The sequence below is a fragment of the Bacillus sp. FSL R5-0820 genome, assembly GCF_038593385.1.
GTDB lineage: Bacteria > Bacillota > Bacilli > Bacillales > Bacillaceae > Bacillus > Bacillus altitudinis.
This window is the reverse complement of record NZ_CP151991.1, coordinates 1,976,842-1,997,168: the sequence shown is the minus strand read 5'-3', so window position 1 is coordinate 1,997,168 and position 20,327 is coordinate 1,976,842. Positions and strand designations below refer to the sequence as shown.

At 39.4% G+C, this 20,327-nt stretch carries 22 protein-coding genes and 1 riboswitch; of the genes, 15 read left to right on the top strand and 7 right to left on the bottom strand.

All coding sequences use genetic code 11. From position 1 onward, the window contains the following. The first annotated feature begins 155 nt into the window (after positions 1-155). Positions 156-255: riboswitch (purine riboswitch) on the top strand. A 118-nt stretch (positions 256-373) separates the two neighbouring features. Together xpt and pbuX are read left to right on the top strand one after the other, a co-directional pair. Continuing rightward, positions 374-958 (top strand): xanthine phosphoribosyltransferase, encoded by a 585-nt coding sequence (xpt, locus tag NST15_RS10125; RefSeq protein ID WP_342498520.1) that lies wholly within the window; start codon positions 374-376, stop codon positions 956-958. Further along, entirely contained in the window at positions 955-2,274 is a 1,320-nt protein-coding gene (pbuX, locus tag NST15_RS10120) for a xanthine permease PbuX (RefSeq protein ID WP_007500846.1), read from the top strand. Before xpt ends, pbuX begins: the two co-directional genes overlap by 4 nt. A 65-nt stretch (positions 2,275-2,339) precedes the next feature. Here the strand turns inward: pbuX and NST15_RS10115 are convergent, their stop codons facing one another. Continuing rightward, a complete protein-coding gene (locus tag NST15_RS10115) occupies positions 2,340-3,194 on the bottom strand; it encodes a polysaccharide deacetylase family protein (protein ID WP_342498519.1) in 855 nt (284 codons plus the stop codon). An 812-nt stretch (positions 3,195-4,006) separates the two neighbouring features. Here NST15_RS10115 and NST15_RS10110 point away from each other — a divergent pair. The 7 genes from NST15_RS10110 to NST15_RS10080 all read left to right on the top strand — a co-directional run bounded on the left by NST15_RS10110 (position 4,007) and on the right by NST15_RS10080 (position 11,802). Continuing rightward, on the top strand, positions 4,007-4,513 hold the full coding sequence (locus NST15_RS10110; RefSeq protein ID WP_268373066.1) for a GrpB family protein: 507 nt from the start codon (positions 4,007-4,009) through the stop codon (positions 4,511-4,513). Between the two features lie 316 nt (positions 4,514-4,829). After that, on the top strand, positions 4,830-5,927 hold the full coding sequence (locus NST15_RS10105; protein ID WP_065460597.1) for a 3-oxoacyl-[acyl-carrier-protein] synthase III C-terminal domain-containing protein: 1,098 nt from the start codon (positions 4,830-4,832) through the stop codon (positions 5,925-5,927). Then, the gene (locus NST15_RS10100; RefSeq protein ID WP_017367476.1) at positions 5,927-6,436 is read left to right on the top strand and encodes an isoprenylcysteine carboxylmethyltransferase family protein; all 510 of its coding nucleotides are present in this window, start codon (positions 5,927-5,929) and stop codon (positions 6,434-6,436) included. Before NST15_RS10105 ends, NST15_RS10100 begins: the two co-directional genes overlap by 1 nt. 64 nt (positions 6,437-6,500) lie before the next feature. Then, complete coding sequence (gene fbpC / locus NST15_RS10095; RefSeq protein WP_306172627.1) at positions 6,501-6,608, top strand: Fur-regulated basic protein FbpC; 108 nt, start codon at positions 6,501-6,503, stop codon at positions 6,606-6,608. 132 nt (positions 6,609-6,740) lie between these two features. Further along, positions 6,741-10,334, top strand: coding sequence for a dynamin family protein (locus NST15_RS10090; protein WP_065460595.1), 3,594 nt, complete (start codon positions 6,741-6,743; stop codon positions 10,332-10,334). A 41-nt stretch (positions 10,335-10,375) separates the two neighbouring features. After that, positions 10,376-10,639: a YpbS family protein gene (locus NST15_RS10085; RefSeq protein ID WP_008346351.1), complete on the top strand. Its 264-nt coding sequence runs from the start codon at positions 10,376-10,378 to the stop codon at positions 10,637-10,639. A gap of 275 nt (positions 10,640-10,914) precedes the next feature. After that, a complete protein-coding gene (locus tag NST15_RS10080) occupies positions 10,915-11,802 on the top strand; it encodes a 5'-3' exonuclease (protein WP_065460593.1) in 888 nt (295 codons plus the stop codon). A gap of 40 nt (positions 11,803-11,842) precedes the next feature. Here the strand turns inward: NST15_RS10080 and NST15_RS10075 are convergent, their stop codons facing one another. From NST15_RS10075 to NST15_RS10065, 3 genes are read right to left on the bottom strand one after another with little or no spacing between them, the layout of a single operon-like run. Further along, complete coding sequence (locus NST15_RS10075) at positions 11,843-11,968, bottom strand: hypothetical protein (RefSeq protein WP_008346357.1); 126 nt, start codon at positions 11,966-11,968, stop codon at positions 11,843-11,845. Positions 11,969-12,011: 43 nt separating this feature from the next. Next, positions 12,012-12,407: a reverse transcriptase-like protein gene (locus tag NST15_RS10070; RefSeq protein ID WP_342498518.1), complete on the bottom strand. Its 396-nt coding sequence runs from the start codon at positions 12,405-12,407 to the stop codon at positions 12,012-12,014. 1 nt (position 12,408) lies between these two features. Next, on the bottom strand, positions 12,409-13,098 hold the full coding sequence (locus NST15_RS10065; RefSeq protein ID WP_007500834.1) for a queuosine precursor transporter: 690 nt from the start codon (positions 13,096-13,098) through the stop codon (positions 12,409-12,411). A gap of 94 nt (positions 13,099-13,192) precedes the next feature. Between NST15_RS10065 and NST15_RS10060 the strand changes: the two genes are divergently transcribed. The 3 genes from NST15_RS10060 (at position 13,193) to NST15_RS10050 (ending at position 14,402) form a co-directional block, all read left to right on the top strand. Beyond that, entirely contained in the window at positions 13,193-13,864 is a 672-nt protein-coding gene (locus tag NST15_RS10060; RefSeq protein ID WP_007500833.1) for a ribonuclease H family protein, read from the top strand. 1 nt (position 13,865) lies between these two features. Further along, on the top strand, positions 13,866-14,048 hold the full coding sequence (locus NST15_RS10055) for a zinc-finger domain-containing protein (protein ID WP_008346366.1): 183 nt from the start codon (positions 13,866-13,868) through the stop codon (positions 14,046-14,048). Between the two features lie 171 nt (positions 14,049-14,219). After that, positions 14,220-14,402, top strand: a complete 183-nt coding sequence (locus tag NST15_RS10050) for a hypothetical protein (RefSeq protein WP_008346368.1) — start codon at positions 14,220-14,222, stop codon at positions 14,400-14,402. A 51-nt stretch (positions 14,403-14,453) separates the two neighbouring features. Here NST15_RS10050 and cspD read toward each other — a convergent pair whose 3' ends face one another. Beyond that, positions 14,454-14,654: a cold-shock protein CspD gene (cspD, locus tag NST15_RS10045; protein ID WP_003215784.1), complete on the bottom strand. Its 201-nt coding sequence runs from the start codon at positions 14,652-14,654 to the stop codon at positions 14,454-14,456. 267 nt (positions 14,655-14,921) lie between these two features. Between cspD and NST15_RS10040 the strand changes: the two genes are divergently transcribed. Then, positions 14,922-15,623 carry an AIM24 family protein gene (locus NST15_RS10040; protein WP_007500832.1) on the top strand — a complete coding sequence of 234 codons (702 nt, stop codon included), beginning with the start codon at positions 14,922-14,924 and terminating at the stop codon, positions 15,621-15,623. A gap of 35 nt (positions 15,624-15,658) precedes the next feature. Here the strand turns inward: NST15_RS10040 and NST15_RS10035 are convergent, their stop codons facing one another. Together NST15_RS10035 and metA are read right to left on the bottom strand one after the other, a co-directional pair. Continuing rightward, the gene (locus NST15_RS10035; RefSeq protein ID WP_007500831.1) at positions 15,659-16,810 is read right to left on the bottom strand and encodes a diglucosyl diacylglycerol synthase; all 1,152 of its coding nucleotides are present in this window, start codon (positions 16,808-16,810) and stop codon (positions 15,659-15,661) included. A 228-nt stretch (positions 16,811-17,038) separates the two neighbouring features. Next, complete coding sequence (gene metA / locus NST15_RS10030) at positions 17,039-17,947, bottom strand: homoserine O-succinyltransferase (RefSeq protein WP_008346374.1); 909 nt, start codon at positions 17,945-17,947, stop codon at positions 17,039-17,041. 138 nt (positions 17,948-18,085) lie between these two features. On the opposite strand from metA, the gene NST15_RS10025 reads away from it, so the two are divergent. Further along, a complete protein-coding gene (locus NST15_RS10025; protein ID WP_144683879.1) occupies positions 18,086-19,768 on the top strand; it encodes a formate--tetrahydrofolate ligase in 1,683 nt (560 codons plus the stop codon). A 74-nt stretch (positions 19,769-19,842) separates the two neighbouring features. Then, a complete protein-coding gene (locus NST15_RS10020; RefSeq protein WP_007500827.1) occupies positions 19,843-20,325 on the top strand; it encodes a glutathione peroxidase in 483 nt (160 codons plus the stop codon). Positions 20,326-20,327: the final 2 nt, after the last annotated feature.

The following is a 20,327-nucleotide window of genomic DNA, read 5'->3' as shown; positions in this document are numbered from 1 at the left end:
TTAGCTCTTTGTCAACAATCTGAGGCACCCTTTAATCAGAAGGGTGCTTTTTTGCTGGTTGAATATTCTAAAAACGAACGTTTAAAGCTTAATGATTATTTAAGTTCGGTATTTTTCTAGAAAAGTGCTTTCCAAGTGTCTGAAATCTTGTTATAATTTGAACACTATGAAACACTCATATAATCGCGTGATGAAGGCACGCAAGTTTCTACCGGACACCGATACCGTCCGACTATGAGTGAGCAAAATGAAACAGCTTTTGTATGAGCTGAAGATCCCGTGGATCGTTTTCGCATTGCTTGCTCCTTAATGGACAGCAATGCTTTTTTTATGCAAAAAAATGAAAGTTGCTAATATGCTGGGAGGAAGAATGATGGAATTGTTACGTCAAAAGATTGAGAACGAAGGAATCGTTCTGTCAAATCAAGTGCTAAAGGTAGATGCTTTTTTAAATCATCAAATTGATCCTGTGTTGATGCATGAGATCGGTCAAGAGTTTGCTAGATTATTTAAGCATGATGGGATTACTAAAATTATCACGATCGAATCTTCTGGTATTGCACCTGCTGTCATGGCTGGACTTTCCCTTCATGTGCCAGTTGTTTTTGCCCGAAAGCGGCAATCACTGACTTTAACGGATAACCTTTTGACCGCAAGTGTGTATTCTTTTACCAAAAAAGTAGAAAGTACGATCGCTGTCTCTAACACTCACCTTAGTGAGGATGATTGTGTGTTAATTATCGATGACTTTTTAGCAAATGGAGAAGCCACTAAGGGACTAGCCGCAATCGCAAAGCAAGCGAAAGCAAAAGTAGCTGGTTTTGGAATTGTCATCGAGAAATCATTCCAGCCTGGAAGAAAAGAGCTTGTGCAATTGGGCTATAGAGTCGAGTCACTCGCACGTATCGAATCGCTCGAGGAAGGAAAAGTCACGTTTGTACGCGAGGTACAATCATGAGTGCCGCTAAAAAAGCCAAAACCCTTTCGCTAGGGATACAGCATGTACTGGCGATGTATGCAGGTGCGGTTCTTGTCCCACTCATTGTTGGAGATGCGCTTGGGCTCACGCCAGCCCAGCTGACGTACTTAATTTCGGCGGATATTTTCATGTGCGGTGCCGCCACACTGCTTCAAGTATGGAAAAACCGCTTTTTTGGCATCGGTTTGCCTGTTGTACTAGGCTGTACATTTACTGCGGTATCTCCTATGATTGCGATTGGCTCTAAATATGGAATTTCGTCTATATATGGAAGTATTATCGCCGCAGGGTGTATTGTCATTGCTCTTTCATTTTTCTTTGGGAAGCTTGTGAAATTCTTCCCGCCCGTTGTCACAGGTTCCGTCGTCACGATCATTGGAATTACCTTAATTCCGGTCGCCATGAACAATATGGCAGGTGGTGAAGGAAGTGCAGACTATGGTTCTTTTGAGAATCTTGGACTTGCTTTTCTTGTATTGTTTATCATTGTCCTTCTCTATCGATTTACAAAGGGATTCATGAAAGCTATTGCCATCTTAATCGGCATTCTACTCGGGACAGCAGTTGCTGCTTTCTTAGGGAAGGTGGAGACAGCAGAAGTGGCGAATGCACAAGTTTTCCGCATCATTGAGCCTTTTTACTTTGGGTTGCCTACTTTTGAATTTGCACCAATCATGACAATGACATTAGTTGCCATTGTGTCATTAGTCGAATCAACGGGTGTATACTTTGCGCTCGGAGATTTAACGAATCGTTCATTAAAAGAGAAGGATTTAGCAAAGGGATATCGTGCAGAGGGAATTGCCGTCTTATTAGGCGGTATCTTCAACGCTTTTCCATACACAGCCTACTCCCAAAACGTTGGATTGATCCAATTAACAGGTGTGAAGAAAAATCAGGTCATTGTGGTGACAGGTGTATTATTAATGGTATTTGGCCTTTTTCCTAAAATCGCGGCATTTACAACGATTATTCCAAAATCCGTTCTAGGCGGTGCAATGGTCGCCATGTTTGGTATGGTCATTGCGTACGGGATTAAAATGCTCTCACGCGTCGATTTTGCCAAACAGGAAAACTTACTCATTGTCGCATGCTCAGTTGGCATCGGGCTCGGAGTAACGGTTGTGCCGCAAATGTTTGAGCATTTGCCAGAATCGATTAAATTGTTAACAAGTAACGGAATTGTCGCCGGAAGCTTTACCGCTATTTTGCTTCATATTATTTATCACATGATTCCTTTTAAAAAAGAAACAGAGCAGGAGCTAATGGAAGAACCTAAGCAATCTGTTATGTAATCACTTCTCTTTGGAGAGCTGAAAGCCCGCATCCTTTGGATACGGGCTTGTTGTGATTAGTGCTATTAATGTTGTACCGGAGGCATTGTTTCGTTAATGACTGCAAATGTATAGCCCCTTGCTTTTAGTTGTGTAATCAGGCTATCTAAATAGTTCGTGGTAGAGGGTTGATCATGCATTAAAATCACTTTTGGTTCCCATGGTTTATTTTTCTCAAACATTTGCAGTTGATTCAATACCTCTTGAACATATTGTGAGTTTTTATATCTCCAGTCAAGGCTATCAATCGTCCAATCCCAGTAGATAAAGCCATATTGGTTTAAGCGTACTTTTTGATCATATGTTAAATTTGGAACACTGCCATAAGGTGTTCTCACAAGACGGGTGTAACCGCCTGTAACAGAAGCAAGAATGCGCTGAGCTTCTCTCATTTCATTTGCGGGAGACTCACTGTTTTGATAAAAGCGGTTTATATCATGCGTCATGCCATGAAGCCCTAACTGATGTCCTTCTTGATAAAGTCTTTTCACAGCTGCTTGGTGAGCTTGGATTTGCGGTCCAAGCATGAAGAATGTCGCCTTCACTTGATGTGCTTTTAAGACATTTAACAGCTGATTTGATGTAGCAGAAGGGCCATCATCAAATGTTAAAAAGACCATTTTATTCGTTGTCTGTTGGTTTGGATTGGTCCTAAATTGTTGATCCAATGTTCTTGTAGAATGATCTTTTGCATTCAGACTGATACTTGTGTCTCGGAAGTCACTGCTAGTAACAATTGTTGCTTGCCCATTTGTCGCCTGCAAATGGGGTTTAGACATATCCCAGATAAAAACGAGAAACAGTGTAAGAAGCACTAAACCAATTATCTTCGAGAGAAATATCGTGTTGTAGGGTGTCTGTTTTTTGGACACCTTTTTCATGACAATCACTCCAATCAATTAAATTTTGTGCCGAATCATGTAGTAGATTCTGTCTTTTTTCACTGTTTTTCATGGTGTTCATATTGATTAAGTATACAGGAAAAAAACACCTTTTCATATATAATCATCAAATAAATTAGCATTTTATGGTTATTTATTTGTGTTGATCAGAAAAAAGGTGATCCATTCATGTTTAAATGAAATAATTCTGAATAATGATCGAAACGTTGATATTTATACGCTGAGATAGCAACAGATTTAACCATTAATGCGAAGTGAAAGGAGATTCCGTATGAAAGTGTTGTAAAATGACGATTTCATTGAAAAAAGGGTGCTCATGTGGATTTTGGAGATAGAGGCTAGCAATCGCGAAATACATAGAGAAAAGCTCTTCCCCTACAAAATAAAGAAGAAACAAAAGAAAGCAAAGTCAGTACAACTGAATCAGAGATTGGCTACTATGTAAAAGGTGAACGTGAAAAGTCATTTGCTTATTCCTTTCATACAGCACTTTTACTTCAAGTAAAGGTGGGGTTTGTCTACGGTCTGCACTTCTCATTTGAGAGGTGTTTTTTTGAATAAAGCTATATTAACTAACTCTATTAATAATCGGTTGAAGGGATTTTTGTTCTTTAGATATAAAATAAGATGAGAGTGAATTGTTAAGAATCGTATTGAATGACATCAACCAAGAAATAGATCTAAACGAATAGGATGATTATTGAAATCTGTCTGCTCTCTCCATATGGGACCTATGATAAAGTTGGTTTATTAACATTCTCCAAATGGGTGTTAAAAGGTGGGATAAGTAAATGTTAGGATTACCAAGAGGGGAAGTCTTTTTAGTTCCTTGGTCTATTGAGTGGACAAAAGAATTTGAAAGTGAAAAGCGAAAGATAATAGGTGATATTGGTCAATACATAATCAATGTACACCATATTGGAAGTACAGCAGTAAAAGGTTTAAGCGCTAAGCCAATTATTGATATTGCAATTGAAATAGAACATTTTTTTGATGGAGAAAAATGTGTAATAGCGTTGGAAGGACTCGGTTACTCATATAAAGGAACAGACGTATTACCTGAAAGACACTACTTTAATAAGGGAGAACCACGAACACATCAAATCCATATGTACCAAAGACATAATAAGTATTTACTTGAACAGTTAAATTTCAGAGATTACTTGAGAAATAATGAGCAAGCTAGAAGTGAGTACCAACAGCTTAAACTTAAATTATCAAGATTACATGGAAATGACAAACACAAATACGCACATGAAAAAACTGATTTTATTAAGTCAATCCTTGAAAAGGTTTAGGTGAGGGTTTGCTATTTAGATGTTCATAAGAGAGGTCATTCACAGAGGAACTCCCAATTAACGGAGTTCTTTTTTTCATTAAATCACCATTATTTTTGAACATAAATTGCATAAAAAAAGCAGGTTCGCTTGGCTTGGAACGAACCTGTGAAGGAGGAAAACTACATCATGTTTTCACCTATATTATCCAATATTTATCAATTGTCGTCAAGACAAAAAGTTAGACGGAGGAAAATATTTTGACTGAATTGTGTCGTTTTGGCATGTATATCCTTTTTTTGATTGGGGATATTAACCGAAAAAAGAGGTGAAGCCGATGGCATACATTCTTTCAGTTGGAACAAGTCTGCCAAAACATCATGTGGATCAGCAAGCAGCTGCTCAATTTGCAAGGTCTCAATTTAAACGATCGTTTAAAGATATTGATCGGCTATTAAAAGCTTTTAATAATGGCGAAATAGAGAGCAGGCAGTTTGTCCAGCCTATTGATTGGTATCAAGAACATCACTCTTTTGAAGAGAAAAATAATCTCTATGTCGAAAAAGCATTGGTACATGCGAAAGAAGCCGTTTTTCACTGTCTGCATGAAACAGCATTTCTTACAAAGCCAGTTCCTTTTGATGAGATTGATGCTTTGTTTTTCATCTCCAGTACAGGGTTATCAACGCCAAGTCTTGATGCAAAGCTGATGAATGTTCTTCCATTTTCTCCTTATACGAAACGAGTGCCAATTTGGGGGTTAGGATGCGGGGGCGGGGCGGCAGGCTTATCCCGAGCTTATGAATACATCAGGGCGTATCCAGAAGCGAAAGTGCTCGTTGTTGCCTGCGAGCTTTGCAGCCTCACTTTTCAGCCGCAAGATCAATCAAAAAGCAATTTAATTGGAACCTCGCTGTTCGGTGACGGGACGGCGGCCGTTCTTTTAACTGGAGAAAAGGCTGCCTCTAAGTATACGCGGTTAAAAACAGTACCTAAAGTGCTTGGCACGCAGTCAGTGACCATGAAAGATTCTGAAGATGTGATGGGATGGGATTTTACCGCCGACGGATTTCGGGTCATCTTCTCACGTGATATTCCGTCCATCATTTCTGGGTGGTTAAAAGAGCAAGTGGATCAATTTTTACATCAGCTAGGGTTTTCAACAGAGGATGTATCCGTTTTTCTTGCTCACCCTGGAGGAAAAAAAGTGATTGATGCCTATCTTGAAAGCCTATCTTTACAAGATCATCAGCTATTTTCTTCAAAAGAGGTTCTGAAACAGCATGGAAACATGTCTTCTGCCACCGTTTTATATGTCATGAAGCATTTTCTTGAACATCAGTCACTAGATGCAGGACAGGTGGGGCTTTGCGGAGCACTTGGTCCAGGCTTTTCGTCAGAATTATTGTTCATGAAATGGGAGGGGCTCTCGTGATGATTTTCTGGATAGTGATTGGCATTTTCATTTGTCAGCGCCTCATTGAAATGCTTGTGGCGAAAAGAAATGAAAAGAAGGTGAAGGCGATCGGAGCGATCGAATTTGGTGCAAGCCATTATCCTTATATGGTCGCTATGCATGCAGCATTTTTCCTCTCGCTTATTGGAGAGACATGGCTGCTGCATCGTCAACCGTCTCGTTTTTTCCTATTGCTGCTTGTGTTCCTGCTTGCTACCCAGGTGATTCGGTACTGGGCACTATGTTCACTTGGGACGTATTGGAATACAAAAATCTTAGTCGTTCCAAATGCGATGATTGTGAAAAAGGGGCCGTATCGCTGGTTAAAGCATCCTAACTATGTGGTGGTGGCGATTGAACTGATGTTCATTCCGCTGCTATTTAACGCATTTATTACTGCCATTTTGTTTACTTGTTTAAATGGATGGATGATGATGGTCAGAATACAAACAGAAGAAAAAGCACTGAATCAATATTTACTAAATTAATATTGAAAATCATTATCAATTGTGCTACACTTTCATTAATGATAAACATTCTCAATCATGAAGGATGGACGGTGATCACATGACAATGATTTTCTTACTCGGTACGGTCTGTGTATACAGCTTATTGATTGGCTTCGTATTAAAAGGTGTTTCAAAAAAATCTGCTTCCTGATTGCAGTCCATTGTGACTGATCGGGCAGCAGATTTTTTTTATTTCCTCAGATCAGAAGAAAAATCTCTTTATTTTGTGTAAAATGGTACTCATACATAACTGACTTTTCTAAAAACAAAGGGGTTTATCGTCATGAAAGACTTGTCTATTCGAGATTCGCTCGTTCAAACTACAGGTGCTTTATATCAAAGCCTTCTGAAAAGGGATGATCACGAGCGCGCAGCCAAACTTGCATCTATTATGAAAAAGGAAGCTGAAGAAGAAGTATATATCGCATTTACCGGCCACTATTCTGCTGGTAAGTCATCACTAGTGAATCATCTTCTTCATGATCACATCCTGCCCACAAGCCCAATTCCAACGAGTGCAAACTTGGTTGTTGTCAGGAAAGGGGTCAGTGAAGTTCAACTCCATACGTCTGATGGACGTTTTGCAAAAATGAGCGGTTCTTATGATAAAGAAGCGGTGCAGCGTTTTTGTAAAGATGGGGAACAGATTGAGATGGTGGAAATTAGCGGTGATTATAGTGGACTTGAAGAAAAAGTGGCACTCATCGATACACCGGGAATTGATTCAACGGATCATGCGCACTTTTTATCCGCTGCTTCTATTCTTCATCAAGCGGATGCTCTTTTTTATGTCGTTCATTATAACCATGTCCATTCTGAAGAAAACATTCGCTTCATTCGCTCGATTAAAGAGAAAGTACCAAATCTTTATTTCATCGTCAATCAAGTGGATCGGCACGATGAACAAGAGACAACTTTTGAAGACTACAAAAAACAAGTCGTTGAGATGCTTTTAAAAGAAGGTATAGAAGAAGAACATCTATATTTTACTTCTGTGACGGATGAGGCACACCCAAAAAACGAAATGATCCGTTTAGTGAAGAAACTACAAGAATTACAAACCATGCCTAAAGCATCGCTTCGAGCCTATACAGAGCAGAAAATTGAACATGTTTTAAAAGAACATATGGACTCGTTAAAAGAAGAACTGCATGAAGAGGACCTTGACGCGCAGCTTCAAGAAAAAAGGAATGAAGTGAAAGAACTAGAAGAGAAACGCCGATTTATTGAAAATGGTGCAAAGCAGGTAGAAGATGAAGTGTCTTCTGAAGTAGAGAACATCTTAAAAAACGCAAACCTCACGCCATTTAAGATGCGAGAGCTTGCAAGTGACTATATCGAATCGAAAGCACCTGGCTTTAAAGTGGGTTTACTTTTTGCCAAAAATAAAACCGAGCAGGAAAAGGAAAAGCGGGCAAATGATTTCTTAGCAGATGTAAAAAAGAGAATGAAAGCGGAAGTTGACTGGCACATTGCCGAGCTCCTTAAAAAAGAAATAAAACAGCATCAGCTTGGCGAAGCGTTATTAGACAAAGCCATGGCATTTGAGACACCTATTGAAGAATCCCTGCTTGAAAAGGTCATTCACCAAGGGGCAACTTTTTCTAACGAATACGTTCTTCAATATGCGAAAGATGCTGGTGAAGCATTGAAAAGACAGGCAAAACAGCAAGCGCTTCAATTGATTGAACAGATGATTGAGACCTTGAAAGACCAGCTCCGGAATGAACAAGAGAAGCAAGAGGAAAAATGGAAACAAGCGAAACAAGAGCTTCAGAGCCTTGAGGGGTATAACGAAAAAAATGAACAAATAAGACAGGATATTCAGCATATATGGGATATTTGGCAAAACGGAACGGATGAACATATCCCAGGTGACTGGTTTTATGCGAAAAAGCAATGGATGCAGCACGACCAGCTGGAGAAGAATCACGCATCAATTCATGCTAAAGAGAGCGATCTAGCTGCTGAAAGGACAGAGCGCAATCAATACCGTCAATCGCAGCATTTAACGACAGCACAATCGATTGCACAATTTAAAGAGCTTTCCCGCATTTTATCGCCTTTAGATATTCTAAAGTCTCAAAGAGATTCCTTTGAAAAACGAACAGAACGGCTGCAAGCAAAAGAATTTACACTCGCATTATTTGGCGCTTTTAGTTCTGGAAAATCTTCTTTTGCCAATGCGCTTGTTGGACGGAAGGTGTTACCATCATCTCCTACGCCAACAACTGCAACAATTAACAAACTGACACGACCTACGGAAGATCATCCTCATGAAAGTGTCAAAGTGGTGTTTAAAACGAAGCAGGACATTCTAGAGGAACTCGATCAGATTCTTGGATTTTCGATCACAACAGAAAAAGGAGATTCGTTTAAGGCAAAGCTGGAAAGAGTGCTGAAAAAACGGCAGCTCGAACAGGATCACCGAATCATTGTAGAACATTTTCTACAAGCCTATGCCAAGTTTCATGATGACATTGACAACCAAACCAATTTACATGTCACACTTCAAGAATTAAAGCCTTATGTAGCGGAAGAATCTGTTTCTTGTGTGGTGAAGGAAGTGACGGTGTATTTAAGTACACCTCTGACAGATAAAGGGCTGACGATTGTCGATACACCAGGTGCAAGCAGTATGAATAAGCGTCATACAGAAATCGCCTTCCAGTATATGAAGGATGCAGACGCCCTTCTTTATTTAACGTATTATCAGCATTCTTTCTCAAAAGCTGATCGCTCATTTTTACGGAAGCTTGGACTCGTAAAAGATTCCTTTAGCATGGATAAAATGTTCTTTATCATCAATGCAGCTGATTTGGCTAAGGATCAAGCAGAGCTTGAAACCGTATTTGACTATGTACGAAGCGAGCTCACAAAAGAAGGCATCCGCAATCCAAACCTGCATCATGTGTCTAGTAAGGAAGAGATCGAAGGGAAAGAGCCGACATCTTATAATCAATATGCAACACTGAGAAAACAGCTCGACTATTTTATTGAGGAAGAATTAACGAAAGATGCCATTGAACTTTTGCATTTTGAAGCTAATACATTATGTACAACGGTCGATAGACTACGTGCGACCTTGCATCAATCAGAAGATGAGAAAGAAGCTGAAAAGAAAAACATCAAGACATCCTATGAAGCCATTCTCGAAAAAATGCAAGACGTGAAACGGTCTAAGCTTGTGACCGAAAGCGTAAAAAAAGACGTGCATGAACAGCTCTATCATATTGTACAGCGGCTTTCATTATTTGCGAATGATCTATTAAAGTCGGCTTTTTATCCTGGCATATCTCAAGGGAATTTTGGTCAGCAGTTAAAAAAGGCACTTGAGAAAGCGTTAAAGGAGTATGAATTTGAATTTGTGCAGGAGCTCAAGGCACTTGATATCCGAATGGAATCGTTTATCCACCATTATTTCCAGGAGGAGTGGGAAAAAGGGATGCAGGCTGCATGTGCGGAAGATCCTTACTTTTCTCTCAGCCTGTCAGCCCCTGAGGAGAAAAATGCTGAGCTAAAACAAATTGAAGTCGAAGCAGAGATTGCACCATTTGAGCCGCTTTTAAAGAAACAAAAATCAGCGAAAGCCTTCTTTGAACAAAATGAAAAGGCTACGTTTATTGAAGCCATTCGAGATGTTCTACATCAAATGACAACACGTTGGGCAGATAACGAAAAAGAAGAGTTGCTGAGCAGATATGAAAAGCTAGTGAAGACCTATACGGAAAGGTACGAACAAGATGCTCTCCAACAGCTCAATGAGCAAAAACAGACATTTATGACGAGCCTTACAACAGATGCTGAAAAACAGGCGATCATTGAACAAGTTTATGAACAAACAAATGAATGGAAGAACCAGTTGAAAACGATATGATTCATGATAGACTATATAAAAAAGAAAGCAGCTGATAGACGATGACGAGCGTACACGAAGAAATTTCTGCACATTCACAGAAACAACATGCCCATATCCAATCTTTTCTTGCACTTGAACAAAAAAGAGAGCAGGCGATTGAATCGGCTGTGAAAAAATGTGAACACAATGAACCATTTTCAACAGATGAGATCAATGCCATTACGTCTAAAATGAATGAGCTTGCCCGAGGCGGAATTGTTCCGCTTCGTAAACATGTCACGATTGAGATGGTGGAAGAATACACCCAGCGTAAACAGAAGTAAAGAGTAACTTTCTCATTTTTGGTCATCTTAACAAATGAACCAGAAAGGGGAATGATCATGGCAAAAAAGCAAAACGGAAAGCAGCAGGAGGAGCGCATGCCGAAGGAAAAAGACATGCCATCCTACGCAGAAGCGGAAACGAAAAAAATGCAATATGGTAAAAAGTAATCGGGCTGCCTCTTCTTTATCAAAAAGAAGAAGGCGCCTTTTTTATGTTCGTTTCGATGTTCTATGATAGAATAGGAGTATTGTTTATAAAAAGGGAGTTTAGATGAATGAATAAACACGTCTTACTTGTAGATGGCATGGCCCTTCTTTTTAGGTCGTTTTATGCGACGGCTGTCCATCGCAATTTTATGATAAATGATCATGGTGTGCCGACAAATGGAGTGAATGGTTATTTGAAGCATTTGTTAACAGCTGTCCAAACATTTGAGCCGACTCATATCGTTTGCTGCTGGGATATGGGAAGCCAGACATACCGGAACGAATTGTTTCAAGATTATAAAGCCAATCGAGGCGAGGCGCCTGTTGAGCTTATCCCGCAGTTTGATTTAGCAAAAGAGGCGACAGAAGAACTTGGGATCATGAACATTGGTGTGACAGGTTTTGAAGCAGATGATTGTATTGGAACGCTTGCATCTATCTATCAAAACGAAGCACGTGTGACCGTCTTAACAGGAGATAAAGATTTGCTGCAGATCTTGAATGAACAAGTGACCGTGGCTTTGATGCAAAAAGGCATCGGGAATTATAAGCATTATACAAAAGCCATTTTTGAAGAGGAAATGGGCATTTCTCCAAAGGCGCTGATTGATATGAAAGCGCTGATGGGTGATACTAGCGATAATTACCCTGGTGTAAAAGGAATCGGCGAAAAAACAGCATTGAAATTTATTCAAACGTATGAAACGATTGATCGACTGTTAGAAAATGTTCATGCATTAACGGCAGCTCAGCAAAAGAAAATGCAAGCAGGTTTAGAAGATCTGAAGCTTTCTCGTATACTGGCAGAAATTAAATGTGATGTACCACTCAGCTGTCCGATTGATCAAACAAAAATGAACATCAATCCAGAGCGGGTAGCCGCGATGCTTCGCTTGCATCAAATCAAAGGGATCGAACCAATGGTTAACCGCTTAAGTCAATTAGGAATCAGTTAAGGTTGTTCTTACGCAGAAAAGAAACAAAGGGCTACATGTATTAGCCCTTTGTGTTGCTTTTTTTCGCCTTATTTTCTAATTGCGATATTGGCTGTTTATCTTTTGTTTGCGCATCACCTTGAGGAGTCGTTCCGTTTGTGACACGGCCTCTGTTCTCTTTATCCAATTCGTATCACCTCACACATTAGCATAACCAAAAGAAAAGCGATTCATCCTTTTGAAAGGTGAATCGCTTTTCTAGCGAGCTGATCAGCCACTTGATTTTCCTTGCTCGGAATCCACTTAATGAAAAATAAATCAAATTCGCTTTGAAGCTGCAGCATTTCTTCGATAAAATGACGAAAAGATGGATTTTTAGCAAATCCTGCATTGGCTGCACGATCCACTACTTGTGAATCAGTGCGGAATGAAACGGTCCGTAATCCTTTTTCTACGCAAATTTTCATGCCTTCAATGAGCGCGGAAAACTCTGCTTCATGATTGCTCATGGTGCCAAGAGGAATGGAGAAAGACTCAGCTTTTCCGTCATATTTCAAGAAAATGCCGATGCCAGATGGACCTGGGTTTCCGGCACTAGCACCGTCAATATATATTTCAGCTAGCAATTTATTTCCCCCTTTCATCAATCGGAACCATTTTTTTCGCCGCATAGGCATAAGGTGTGCCAATGGCAGCGACGATAAATTTAATCACATAAGTCGTGATGAAAATTTCGATCCATATATGGAATGGGTAGGTCCCAAGAAAGGCAATGGTTGTGAAAACGAGTGTATCAAGCAGCTGGCTAATCATTGTACTCCCCGCATTTCGCAGCCAGAGCGCACCATCTGAAGGAAATATCCGGCGAATAAACGAATATACATAAACATCTAACATTTGACTGATGATATAAGCAGCAAGGCTACCAAGAGCGACCCTTGGCATAAAGCCAAATATCGTTTCTAATGATGATTGGGAAATGTCAGATGGAGCGGGATGGAAAAGCAAAGCCTCCTGCATGACAACAGTTAATGTTAAAAGGGTGGCAAAGCCAATCCAGACAGCTTTTTTCGCTTCGGTTTGTCCATATTTTTCATTGAGGACGTCCGTTGCAAAGAACACACTGCCGTATAAAATGTTGCCAAGTGTTGCCGTTAAGCCAAATAATTCAACGGTTTTGACCACTTGTAAATTGGCAGCAACTGTTGCAAAACCAATCCAGACGAAAAGCCCCATCTTGCCAAATCCTTTATAAAATAGAAGAACAATGATAAAATTAATGATCGCAAATAAGATCCAAATACCTTCATTAAACAAGTGACATGAACTTCCTTTCTAAATGTAAAATGTAACTTTTTGATTATAGCATAACGAACGTTTACCTTAAAAGTACGGGAAGGCGATGTGATCAATGAAACTAAGAGCGCACTATACAATGAAAGTGAAATCGATTGGGTCCATTGCTTTTTTCCAAGAAGATTGGATGGAGCTCAAAGAGGCCTTGCTTTTAGCAAAACATATAGACAAAAAAGAACCGCAGTCACTTCTATCATTTGAAGATGAAAAGGGTGCGATGTGGTCGACGAAAGAACTTGAAAAGCTAAACGAAGAACTTAGGCTTGAGCCCGATCAGCTTCAGGTCTATTTTGATGCGAGTTTTCGCAAAGAAACAGGTGATGCTGGGCTTGGAATTGTCGTGTATTATCAGCTCGGACAGGATGCATACCGGCTAAGGAAGAATCAGCCTTTTCAGAGCACCACGAACAATGAGGCAGAGTATGCGGCTTTATTTGAAGCGGTAAAAGCTTTAAAAGAACTTGGAGCCAGCAGAAACTCTGTAACGATTAGAGGAGATTCTCTTGTTGTGATGAATCAGCTCAAAGGGGAATGGCCTTGTTATGATGATATACATAACAAATGGCTCGACCGAATTGAGGCTGCGATCAAAGAGCTGAAGCTCACGCCAACATATGAAGTCATCGATCGTAAACAAAATGCAGAAGCAGATCAGCTTGCCAGACAGATACTTGCAGACGTCCCCATCGAAAGTAAGTTGAAATTAGAAGCAGACGGAGCTGAATAAAGTGGATAAAAAAACAGCAGTAAAAGAATTAACAGATCTTCAAGACACGTATTGTTCAGATTGCTTGATTAAGAAGCACTTTCGCAAAGAGTTTGGTAAAAAATACGCCCACTCCTTTTGTATACAGCAATGCACGGTAGGAGAGAAGATCAAACAATACGGGAATGAATTACTCAAAAAATAAGCGTACACTCCGGTTTTCCTCTAGATGTATCATACGCTCACGAAAAAAAACGAATAGAATGTGTAAAAAAAGAACATATTCTGAAAAATGAGCCGATATAACTATAGAAAGTTTTGGTTGAGTTACTTTTTGACTAAGTGACGGATAATAGAGGAAAAGGGGAAGGCCGGCATGGATAATAAGGATTTTGAAACGGTATTACATCGGACATTTCAAGAGGTGTACAGTGATTTAGAGCAACTGGTAGATGTAGCAAAGAAGGGAAGACCTTTTCTCGAAAAAGATATCTCTGAAATTGAACAAAGATTAAAGCAAAATATTTTAGCGATTGAAATTCAGCTGAAAATCAAATAAGAGAGGCATACGCCTCTCTTTATTTTGTCGTTTCATCATTGATTGAGTTGATTAGATTTTTGTTACGTTTGCAGCTTGAGGTCCACGATTACCTTCAACGATTTCAAAAGAAACTTCTTGTCCTTCTTCTAGAGATTTGTAACCGTCACCTTCGATAGCTGTGAAGTGAACGAATACGTCGTCTCCGCCTTCAACTTCAATGAAGCCGAAACCTTTTTCATTATTGAACCATTTTACTTTACCGTTTTGCATATTGCTTTTTCCTCCTAGTACTGTAGCACACCTTTTGGCATACTAAAAAAAATTTTTCATCACCTAACGACTTAAGAAGTTGTTAAATGATGGTTCCACTATACACCATCAAAAGTAAAGCGTCAAGCAGGCTAGCCAAATTTTGAGCAGAATGTTTGATTTTTTTGTTTTTTTAGTGAATGACATTTATCTATAAAACGTCCTAATCTCATGAAACCTAACGTATAACTTGTCCGTATATAGTAAAAATACAGAAAGAGGTGCGTCATGAATCGTTACACAATTGAGGAGTTTGTTCAGAATACGCAGCAAGAAGACAAAGGGGAAGGGGTCTTTGAACTTGAAACACCAAGATTGTTAGAAATTAATTTAACGGATACCATTTGGGCAAAAACAGGCTCCATGGTTTCATATCGCGGGAAAATAAAGTTTGAACGTGAAGGTGTGTTTGAACACGGTGTGTCAAAGATGTTCAAAAAAATGTTATCAGGAGAAGGAACTTCTTTGATGAAGGCCACAGGTGATGGAAAATTATATGTAGCAGACCAAGGGAAAAAAATCTCGATTCTTCGATTGGCTCAAGGGGAGTCTATTTTCGTTAATGGAAACGACTTGCTCGCATTTGAACCGTCTGTTCGGTGGGATATTAAATTAATGAAAAAGGTGTCTGGCATGCTTGCAGGCGGATTATTTAATGTCAAACTTGAAGGACCAGGTCTTGTGGCAATCACAAGTCATTACGAACCGCTGACGCTGATTGTTCAGCCAGGTGATTCTGTTTATACAGATCCGAATGCGACGGTCGCATGGTCAGGAGATTTGCAGACTGAATTTGTGACAGATGTATCGTTCAAAACGTTTATTGGCAGGGGAAGCGGAGAGTCCATTCAAATGAAGTTTAGCGGAAGTGGCTTTGTTGTCGTGCAGCCGTTTGAAGAAGTATATACAACGAATGGAAATCAAGGTTAAAAGAAAAAAGGTGTCCGTCATTGACGGACACCTTTTTATGATAATGCTTGAGCATACGATTTGTTGCTCATGATCAGATCTGATTGTTCGACGATATCTTCTAAAATGGTTTGAGAAGACTGTTTTAAGTGTAATTTTTTGATGTTTTGTTTCATGGATTCTAATTTTTCTTCGTCTTGCAACAAGTTGGTGACAGATTCTAAAATGTCTTCGTGTCTGTTGATGACAATGGCAGCGCCGTAATCTTCAAAGAAAAGAGCATTTTCTTTTTCTTGTCCTGGAACAGGTTTGTAAAGAATAACTGGGACACCAATTGCTGTTGCTTCTGTTAATGTAATTCCGCCCGGTTTTGTAATCATACAGTCCGTTACTCTGAACAATTCATCAATTTGTTCCACATATCCAAGCGCCTTCAATTGATTTGGGTGTGCTTGTTCAAGTTCGCTAAGCGATTGCTTCAGCGCTGCATTCTTACCGCACACAACAACAATTTGTACTTCACTGTCAAGAAGTAGTGCTTCACACAGTTCCTTCACATTTTTTAGTACACCATGGGCACCCGCCATAATGAGAAGGACTTTTTTGTCTGATGATAATCCATATTTTTTATAGATGATCGATTTAGGCACGTCTACTTCAAATTGTGGTCTAATCGGAATGCCTGTTACCTTGACATCGCTTGGATGTGTGCCGATTTCTACTAGCTTTTGTTTCACATAATCGGTTGCAACATAGTATCGGTCAATGTTTTCATGTACCCAAATTTTATGAAGACAAAAGTCTGTCATCACATTAAATGTTGGAATGACTTTACCTGTTTTGTTTCGGTATTCAGGTACAACAATCATCGGGAATGTAATGATGATGATATCCGGATTGTGTAATTGAATTAATTCATCAAGACGCTTATTTCCCATCTTTAAATAAATGTTAAATTTGCGTTTATTGTAAATTTTATCTACACCGTAATAAAACAAGCGATAAAATTGTTTCCCAATGGAGAAGCTCTTTAAATATAAATATTGAGTCACTTCAGACACAATGGGATTTGATTCTTGATACAAATTAGAAACTATCACATGTTCAAACCCTTGGGATTTGCATTCATCATACAGTGTTTTTGCAACCTGCATATGTCCATTTCCATAATTTGCGGTCAAGATTAATATTTTTTTATTGGTATTCAAGAATATTCACCTCAAATGTAATCAACAACAACAAAACTTCGTACGAAAACTATAAATCTCATAGGTCTACATATACATAAAGATAACATATAAACAGCGAGAGCATATCATTCGTTACGAAAGAATTAAACTAATTTTAAAAAACAAACAGACTAAATTGATAATGGAAGACAGAGCCATTTGTATTTTAACACATTTTAAGCATTTATCATCAGACTACAGTCTATTTTATTCCCACACATATGGTGTTTCTTGATAAACATAGTAATTAAGCCAATTCATAAACAGCAAAGTAGCATGGGCTTTCCAGCGGTTCACTGGAACTAATGTGTCTCCATCTTCGATGAAATAGTGGACGGGTTTTTTGACTGTATCATGTTTCAACAAATCTCTTTCATATTCCTGCTTCAATGTATCTGTATCGTATTCAGGATGTCCAGTTAAAAATACTTGTTTATCATCATCTGAAACAATTAAACAAACACCAGCTTCCTCAGACGTGCTCAATACTTTTAGATTCGGCGTGTTTTTTAATTGTTCTGTATTAATATCTGTATGCCTAGAATGTGGGACATAGTATACTTCATCGAAACCTCTTACTAATCTTTCTTTTTTCTCTTTGACAAGATGCTCAAAGACACCGAATTTTTTCTCTGGAAGCTTGATTTTTTCAATGCCATAATGATGATATAGACCAGCCTGTGCCCCCCAGCATATATGGAGAGTAGACGTCACATTCGTTTTACTCCAGTCCAAAATGTCCTGCAGTTCTTTCCAATAGGAAACTTCTTCGAAAGCTAAATGCTCAATTGGTGCACCTGTAATGATCATGCCATCAAATTTTTTATGGCGAATCGAGTCAAAGGTCGTATAAAATTCATCTAGATGCTCTCTCGATGTATTCTTCGGTGTATGTGTACTTGGAATTAAAAATGTAAAATACACTTGCAACGGAGAATTTCCGAGCATTCTCAGCAGCTGCGTTTCAGTTTGTATTTTTTTTGGCATTAAGTTTAAGATCACGATATTCAAAGGACGGATATCTTGTTTGAATGCCCTTGTCTCATCCATGACGAAAATGTTTTCGCTCTCTAGTATTTGTTTTGCCGGCAGATGAACTGGTATGTTAATAGGCAACTCGCCACCCCCTGAACCAAAGCTAATTTCACTTCATTATAGGAACTTTCTGGCGATATTTCAATGTTTCAATTATGTTACAATGAAAAATAGAGCAAAAAAGAAAGCTGTTTCTGTCAAAAAAGGAGGCCATTAATCATGATTACAAAGCATTTATCAGATATTGACATTGCCCAAAAGGCAAAGCTGAGACCGATTCAAGACATCGCAGCAAAATTACAAATACATGACGAAGAATTAGAATGCTATGGTTTCACAAAAGCGAAAATATCTTTGACTATTTTTGACCGTTTAAAGGAACAAAAAGAAGGAAATGTGATTCTTGTGACTTCGATCAACCCAACACCAGCAGGTGAAGGGAAGTCCACCGTAACAGTTGGCCTCGGTCAAGCCTTCGAGAAAATTGGGAAAAAAGCGATCATTGCCATGCGTGAACCTTCACTAGGTCCCACAATGGGTATTAAAGGCGGTGCAGCTGGCGGCGGATATTCACAGGTGTTGCCTATGGAAGAAATTAATCTTCATTTCACAGGGGATTTTCATGCGATTACATCTGCACATAACGCTTTATCTGCTTTTATTGATAATCATATCCATCACGGAAATGAGCTTGGGATCGACGCACGCAGAATTGTATGGAAACGAGTTTTAGATTTAAACGATCGTGCTCTAAGACAAGTGGTCATAGGACTTGGCGGTCAATTAAATGGGTACCCTAGAGAAGATGGATTTGATATTACGGTTGCATCCGAAATGATGGCCATCCTCTGTTTAGCAGACGACTTAAACGATCTGAAAAAACGTCTTTCTTCTATTGTTGTTGCCTACAATCAAGAAGGTGAACCGGTCACAGTTGGAAATCTAGGATATGAAGGCGTATTAACCTTGCTATTAAAAGATGCGCTGAAACCAAACCTTGTTCAAACGATTGAAGGAACTCCAGCCCTTGTTCATGGTGGTCCTTTTGCCAATATTGCACATGGATGCAATAGTTTAATTGCCACAAAAATGGCGGCAAAACTAGCAGATTACGTCGTAACAGAAGCGGGATTTGGTGCAGACCTCGGCGCGGAAAAATTTCTTCACATCAAAACAAGAGCCGGTGATTTTAAACCAGGCGCTGTTGTCATTGTAGCAACTGTCAGGGCGCTAAAAATGCATGGCGGAATGCAGAAAACAGAGCTCAAGGAAGCAAATGCACAGGCTGTATTAGAAGGTATACATAATTTAGAGAAGCATATTGAAACAGTGCAAGCCTTCGGTCTACCATACATCGTTGCAGTGAACCGTTTTATTACCGATACAAAAGAAGAAATTCAAGCAATAGAAAACTGGTGCGAAACGAATGGACATCCAGTCAAAGCCGTCAATGTATGGGAAGAAGGGGGAGCTGGCGGCGTAGCACTTGCCGAAGAGCTCACGACACTCATTGAAAAGAATGAAAACAGCTTTTCTTATTTATATGAGGAGCAAGATTCCATTGAAGAAAAGTTGTCAAAAGTCGCCAAAGTGGTTTATGGTGCAGACGGCGTCAACCTTACATCAAAAGCAAGAAAGCAGCTAGCTGCAATTGAGAAAAATGGCTGGGCCCATTTGCCGGTTTGTATGGCAAAAACGCAATATTCACTATCGGATGATCCAGCTTTAATCGGCAGACCAAAAGGCTTTACCGTTACGATTCGAGAGTTAAAACCATCTGTAGGGGCAGGTTTTATCGTTGCACTAACGGGAAGCATTCTGACCATGCCAGGTCTCCCTAAAAAACCTGCGGCACTTGAGATGGATTTATTAGAAGACGGCAGTGTGACTGGACTCTTTTAGCAGGAAGCATAAAAAGCGATTTTCTAAAAGAAGCATGTTACGATAGGAAAAAGTGAATCCTAGGAGGCTATGAGATGTCAATTTATGATATTCAGGTCAAGACCATTAACGGTCAGGAAAAATCAATGGCAGATTACAAAGGGAAAGTACTGATCATCGTGAACACAGCGAGCAAATGTGGACTGACCCCTCAATTTAAACAATTACAAGAGTTATACGATCAATATCATGAAAAGGGCCTTGAAATTTTAGGATTTCCGTGCAATCAATTTATGAATCAAGAGCCAGAAGGGGAAGAAGCAATTCAAGAATTCTGTTCGTTGAACTATGGTGTGACCTTCCCGATGTTTGCAAAAGTAGATGTCAATGGTGACAATGCGCATCCGCTTTTCAAATACTTAACGAGTCATGCGAAAGGTGTGCTTGGCACAAAAACGGTGAAATGGAATTTCACAAAATTTATCGTTGACCAAAACGGAGAAGTGACTGAACGATTCTCTCCTAAAACACCACCAAAAGAATTAGAAAGCTCCATTATCGCTCTTTTGGAGAAATAAGC

What these genes read in the sequence shown, in the direction of transcription:
- NST15_RS10060 (WP_007500833.1), top strand. Translation starts at nt 13,193, where the DNA reads ATGAAACTAAGAGCGCACTATACAATGAAAGTGAAATCGATTGGGTCC.
- NST15_RS10100 (WP_017367476.1), top strand. Translation starts at nt 5,927, where the DNA reads ATGATTTTCTGGATAGTGATTGGCATTTTCATTTGTCAGCGCCTCATT.
- NST15_RS10115 (WP_342498519.1), bottom strand. Translation starts at nt 3,194, where the DNA reads ATGAAAAAGGTGTCCAAAAAACAGACACCCTACAACACGATATTTCTC.
- NST15_RS10050 (WP_008346368.1), top strand. Translation starts at nt 14,220, where the DNA reads ATGGATAATAAGGATTTTGAAACGGTATTACATCGGACATTTCAAGAG.
- NST15_RS10025 (WP_144683879.1), top strand. Translation starts at nt 18,086, where the DNA reads ATGATTACAAAGCATTTATCAGATATTGACATTGCCCAAAAGGCAAAG.
- NST15_RS10085 (WP_008346351.1), top strand. Translation starts at nt 10,376, where the DNA reads ATGACGAGCGTACACGAAGAAATTTCTGCACATTCACAGAAACAACAT.
- NST15_RS10090 (WP_065460595.1), top strand. Translation starts at nt 6,741, where the DNA reads ATGAAAGACTTGTCTATTCGAGATTCGCTCGTTCAAACTACAGGTGCT.
- cspD (WP_003215784.1), bottom strand. Translation starts at nt 14,654, where the DNA reads ATGCAAAACGGTAAAGTAAAATGGTTCAATAATGAAAAAGGTTTCGGC.
- xpt (WP_342498520.1), top strand. Translation starts at nt 374, where the DNA reads ATGGAATTGTTACGTCAAAAGATTGAGAACGAAGGAATCGTTCTGTCA.
- NST15_RS10040 (WP_007500832.1), top strand. Translation starts at nt 14,922, where the DNA reads ATGAATCGTTACACAATTGAGGAGTTTGTTCAGAATACGCAGCAAGAA.
- pbuX (WP_007500846.1), top strand. Translation starts at nt 955, where the DNA reads ATGAGTGCCGCTAAAAAAGCCAAAACCCTTTCGCTAGGGATACAGCAT.
- NST15_RS10110 (WP_268373066.1), top strand. Translation starts at nt 4,007, where the DNA reads ATGTTAGGATTACCAAGAGGGGAAGTCTTTTTAGTTCCTTGGTCTATT.
- fbpC (WP_306172627.1), top strand. Translation starts at nt 6,501, where the DNA reads ATGGACGGTGATCACATGACAATGATTTTCTTACTCGGTACGGTCTGT.
- NST15_RS10105 (WP_065460597.1), top strand. Translation starts at nt 4,830, where the DNA reads ATGGCATACATTCTTTCAGTTGGAACAAGTCTGCCAAAACATCATGTG.
- NST15_RS10020 (WP_007500827.1), top strand. Translation starts at nt 19,843, where the DNA reads ATGTCAATTTATGATATTCAGGTCAAGACCATTAACGGTCAGGAAAAA.
- NST15_RS10080 (WP_065460593.1), top strand. Translation starts at nt 10,915, where the DNA reads ATGAATAAACACGTCTTACTTGTAGATGGCATGGCCCTTCTTTTTAGG.